Source organism: uncultured Phenylobacterium sp., from assembly GCF_902826855.1.
In the GTDB taxonomy this organism is placed as follows: Bacteria; Pseudomonadota; Alphaproteobacteria; order Caulobacterales; family Caulobacteraceae; genus Phenylobacterium.
In genome coordinates, this window is the sequence record NZ_CADEGK010000189.1 from 4,091 (window position 1) to 8,765 (window position 4,675).

General features: G+C 70.8%; 4 protein-coding genes. 1 reads left to right on the forward strand and 3 read right to left on the reverse strand.

The genetic code is table 11. From position 1 onward, the window contains the following. The 3 genes from QZV94_RS20060 to QZV94_RS20070 all read right to left on the reverse strand — a co-directional run. On the reverse strand, window positions 1–629 hold a 629-nt coding region (locus QZV94_RS20060), incomplete at its 3' end, for a CPBP family intramembrane glutamic endopeptidase (RefSeq protein ID WP_293680991.1). A gap of 41 nt (window positions 630–670) precedes the next feature. Continuing rightward, window positions 671–1,201, reverse strand: a complete 531-nt coding sequence (locus QZV94_RS20065) for an SRPBCC domain-containing protein (protein ID WP_293680994.1) — start codon at window positions 1,199–1,201, stop codon at window positions 671–673. A gap of 216 nt (window positions 1,202–1,417) precedes the next feature. Beyond that, the gene (locus QZV94_RS20070; protein ID WP_293680997.1) at window positions 1,418–3,925 is read right to left on the reverse strand and encodes an HAD-IC family P-type ATPase; all 2,508 of its coding nucleotides are present in this window, start codon (window positions 3,923–3,925) and stop codon (window positions 1,418–1,420) included. Between the two features lie 162 nt (window positions 3,926–4,087). Between QZV94_RS20070 and QZV94_RS20075 the strand changes: the two genes are divergently transcribed. Beyond that, a partial coding sequence (locus QZV94_RS20075) for a BON domain-containing protein (RefSeq protein WP_293681000.1) occupies window positions 4,088–4,675 on the forward strand: 588 nt, incomplete at its 3' end.

The following is a 4,675-nucleotide window of genomic DNA, read 5'->3' on the forward strand; positions in this document are numbered from 1 at the left end:
GGGTAGGACACCCACCGTCCCACGTTGAGCAGGGTGTGGAAGACCACGGCGGCGGCCACGCATCGGCCGGTGTTGTTGTAGAGCCAGGTGATGAGGGTCCTCAGCGCGATCGCGCCTGGGAGCCACCAGGCGATGTCGCTGGTCCCTCCCCCGATCTGCAGGATCGAAGGCAGATGTCCTATCCACCACGGCAGGGCGATGATCACGCTGGCGCCTAGGGCCCCAAATCGCGCCTGCATGGGATCTGTGAGATAGCCGGTCCACCCGGCCTCCTCGCCGATCGCCAGGACGAACATGATCGCCGCCAGCAGCGGCAGACGCAGCAGGTCGGGTTCCGAAGGCCACGGATGACCTGCGAGGCGCAGAGCGCCGACGGTGAGAATGTAGATCACCGGGGCCAGCAGGAGGGCCACCAGGACCCAGGGGGTCTTCGCGAGCGCCCGCAGGTCGACGGCGCGCTGGAGGAACTTCACCAGACCGCGAGCGCCTTCGTCACGGAAGACCAATGTCGCGCCCGCCAGGAGCGGAGTGAACGCCAACAGCAGGTCGGTGACCGGGATCTTCAGCGACCCGATCACCCCCACGAACAGGCTCGCGAGCCAGATCGGGACCGCCAGGCCAAACAGCACGCCAAGATAAACCCATGGCGAACGCTCGGCGCGGCGCCGTCTCAGCGGGCGGGTTCCAGCGGCTGGCCCGTCAGTCCGGCCACCTGCGCGTCATAGGACGCCCGCGCGGCCTGGAAGGTCGGGAATGGGAAGCGCATCGCCGCGCCGGCGAGGAACGCCGTCAGCATCTCCAGATGAGCGGCCCAGCCGGCCGCCGACCGGGCCACGTCATCGCTCTTAGGCAGGGTCAGGGTCAGGGCCAGACGGGTCAGTGGCCCAACCGGCTCCAGCGTCCAGCGCACCGGCCGCGACGGCTCGCCGGGCCCGCTCCACGAGTATTCCAGCAGATGCTGTGGCGTGACTGCGGTGACGCGGCTGTCGATGACGATCCCGCTGTCGACGAAGTCGAGCCGGGCGCGACCGCCCTCCACGAGTTCGATAGCGCCGGGCGCGAGCCACTGCGCCAGTCGATCCGGCTCGGTCAAGGCGGCCCAGACCTCATGGACGGGATTGTCCAGGGTGATGGCGAGGCGGGCGACAACGAGATCGCCGTCGCGGGTGAAGCCGGCATTCAGGTGGCTGGGATCGGACATCAGTACGGTCTCCGGACTCTGGGACGGGGCATCGGGCGGCGCCCCCGCGCATGACGGCGCCTCAAGGGAGGCCAACTCGTTCAGGCGGCAGGCCCTGGAAATTGGCGGTCTCGTAGTTCCAGGTGCAGGAGCCGGTCAGCGGGGTGTTGAACGTCTCGGGCAGCGACCAGACCCTAGAGGGGGATGGCTCTCCGTCACTTTGATGCAGATCAAGGGTCATGAGACGGCGCCGGTGCGCAGGCGCAGGCGTCCGGCTTGCGCTACGGCCAGGCCAGCCGCGACGCCCAGACCTGCGGCGACGGCGATGATGGGCAAGTTGGGCGCGCCGAAGGCGAACAGGCGCGCCAAGAGCGGAACCAGCAGCGCGGCGGCCACCGCCGCCACCGCAAGGCCGGCGATGGCGGCGAAGATGAGGCGCTGGCGGCCGTCGATCCAAGCGCCCGCAATGACGGCGGCGACGCCGAGATTGGTGGCGACAACGAAGACGAACGCCGCCGCGCGGGCTACGCTGGCGTCATGGCCGGCGTTCAGCAGGGCGAGGTCGAGACGGACGGCGCCCCCGAGCAGCACCAGGCCCTGCAGCAGGGCCCCCGCCAACCGTGCGGGGGAGGCCAGCGCGGCGGCGGCCGCCCGCGGCGGGCGCCGCATGGCGTCCGCCGCGGCAGGCCGGCCCTCGAACACCAGGGCGCACATCGGATCGATCACCAACTCCAGAAGCACCACCTGCATCGGGAAAAGTATGGGCGGCAGGCCCAGGAGCGGCGGCAGCAGCGCGAGTCCCGCCATCGGGATGTGCACCACCACCAGATAGGCGAGCGCCGCCTTCAGGTTGGCGAAGATCCTCCGGCCCTCGGCGATACCGGCCACCACCGAAGCGAACCGGTCGTCCAGCAGGATCAGGTCGGCCGCTTCTCGCGCCACATCCACGCCGCGGCGTCCCATGGCCACGCCGACGTCCGCCGCCTCCAGGGCCGGGGCGTCATTCACGCCGTCGCCGAACATGCCCACCCGCTCGCCGTTGGCCTGGAGGGCGCGGACGAGGCGCAGTTTCTGATCGGGCGAGATGCGCGCGAACACCCGGACCTGTCCCACAGCCTCGCGCAGCTCGGCATCGCCCAGCATCTGCAGTTGGGCGCCGGTGAGGACCCCGCCGGAGACATCCAGGCCGGCATCGCGCGCGATGGCGAGCGCCGTGGCCGGGAAGTCGCCGGTGATCATCACCACCTTCACCCAGGCCGCCGCGGCGGACGCCAGGGCCGGCGGCACGTCGTCGCGCACGGGATCCTCGAATGCGACCAGCCCTTCGAAGCGAAACACCTCGCTGCCCGGGTCGCCGCCGCCATCCGAGGGACACAGGGCCTGGGCGACCCCGAGGACCCGCAGGCCGCCACCTGCGAAGGCGCTCACCGCCGCCTCGGCGGCGGCACGCTCGTCCACGGCGAGGCGGCAGAGATCGAAGACGGCCTCCGGCGCCCCCTTCGCCGCGTACAGCACCGCCCCGTCGGGCTCGGCCCACGCCTGGATGAAGGCCAACCGATCAGGACGCAGCGGATAGGACCTCAGCGGCGCCTCGCCATGGCGGTAGGACGAGGCGGCATGCAGCGCGCGGTCCATCGGGTCCAACGGATGAGTCGCGCTGGCGAGGATCGCCACCCGGAGCAGCGCCTCGCCTTGCGGGGCGCTGCCGGACACCGTTCCGCGACTGTCCGCCGCCCAGAGCGCCGCGACCCTCATTTCGTTGCGGGTAAGGGTCCCCGTCTTGTCGACGCAGAGGACGCTGATGCCGCCCAAGGCCTCGACCGCCGCTGTGCGCCGCACCAGCACCCGGACCTTGGCCAGTCGCCACCCCCCGAGCGCCAGGAAGACCGCGAGCACCATAGGGAACTCCTCGGGAATCAAGGCGATACCCACGGTCAGGGCCGCCAGGACACCCCCGACCCAGTCGGCGCGCATCAGACCGTGCGCCAGCAGCACCGCCACGGAGATGCCCAAGGACACGAGACCCAGCACGCCCACCAGGCGTCGGGTCGTCCGTTGCAGGGGCGTCGGCGGCTCCTCGGCCTGCGCGAGCGCCGCACCGATCTGACCGAGCCGGGTCGCGGCGCCGATGGCCGTCACCCGGACCACGCCGTGGCCCCTGACCAGGAGACCGCCGGCGCAGATCCGGGCGCCCTCCGGCGGCTCGACGGCGAGGGCCGGGTCGAAAGCCCGAAGCGGGGCGCGGTCCACCACCGCCGACTCCCCCGTCAGCACCGACTCGTCGATGGATAAGACGTCTCCGGCCACCAGCACGCCATCGGCGGGCGCACGCCCTCCCTCCCCGACCAGCACCAGATCGCCCTGGACCAGGTCGGCGGCGGCGATGCGACGCTCGACGCCATCGCGGATTACGCGGGCGGTGGGCTCGGCCAAGGCTTTCAGCGCCGCAAGAGCACGTTCGCTGCGCGCCTCCTGGACGACCACCAGGCCGATCGTGGCCACCGCCCCCAGACCCAGGAAGACCGCCTCGGCCGTGTCGCCCAGCAGGAAGTAGAATCCGACCGCGGCCAGCAGCAGCAGGAACATCGGCTCGCGGAAGATGTCGCGCAGGATCTGTGGCAGCCGCCGCCGCCTCGGCGCGCTCAGGCGGTTCGGCCCGTCTTGAGCGCGCCGGCGCTCGGCCTCGGCTTCGGACAAGCCCTGCATCGTCGGGTCGGCGACCGGGAGCGCTGAGGGCGTAGGCATGGGTCCAGGCGCCATGCGACGGCGATGACCGCATTGATTCCGATCACCCTCACCCCGCGGGGCGGAGGCCAGGTCTTGACGTAGCTCAAGGCAGCCCACCCCTGCGGGCGCACGCTGGGTCGGTCATCACCCAGCGGAGATCGCGTCATGGACGACAGGGCCTTGAAGAAGCGCGTCGAAGACGAGCTGCAGCACCAGCCGGGCGTCGACGCCGAGGACATCGGCGTCCGCGTGGAAAAGGGCGTCGTGCATCTCGACGGCAACGTGGCGACCTTTGCCCAGAAGGCGGCCGTCGAGAATGCCGTGAAGCGAGTCAGGGGCGTGCGCGGCTATGTGGAGGACCTGATCGTCCGGCCTCATGGCGACACTCATACTGATGACGCTATCGCAAGGCGCGTCGCCAACCTGCTCGAATGGGACGTCACGCTCCCCGGGGAGGCGATCAAGGTCAAGGTCGAGTGCGGCACGGTCACCCTCAGCGGCGACGTGCCGTGGGCCCATCAGCGGACCGGCGCGGAGGCCGGCATCCGCCGCCTGGAAGGCGTGCGCGGTCTGATCAATCAGATCACCATCAAGCCGCATGCCGAGCCGTCCGAGGTCAAGCGCCGCATCGAACAGGCCTTGGAGCGCCAGGCCGAGGTCGAGGCGAACCGCATCACCGTGTCGGTGGACGGCAGCCGGGTCATACTCGAGGGCAAGGTGCGCGCCTGGTTCGAGCGCGATGTCATCGAGCGCGCAGCCTGGTCAGCG

What these genes read in the sequence shown, in the direction of transcription:
- QZV94_RS20070 (WP_293680997.1), bottom strand. Translation starts at nt 3,925, where the DNA reads ATGCCTACGCCCTCAGCGCTCCCGGTCGCCGACCCGACGATGCAGGGC.
- QZV94_RS20065 (WP_293680994.1), bottom strand. Translation starts at nt 1,201, where the DNA reads ATGTCCGATCCCAGCCACCTGAATGCCGGCTTCACCCGCGACGGCGAT.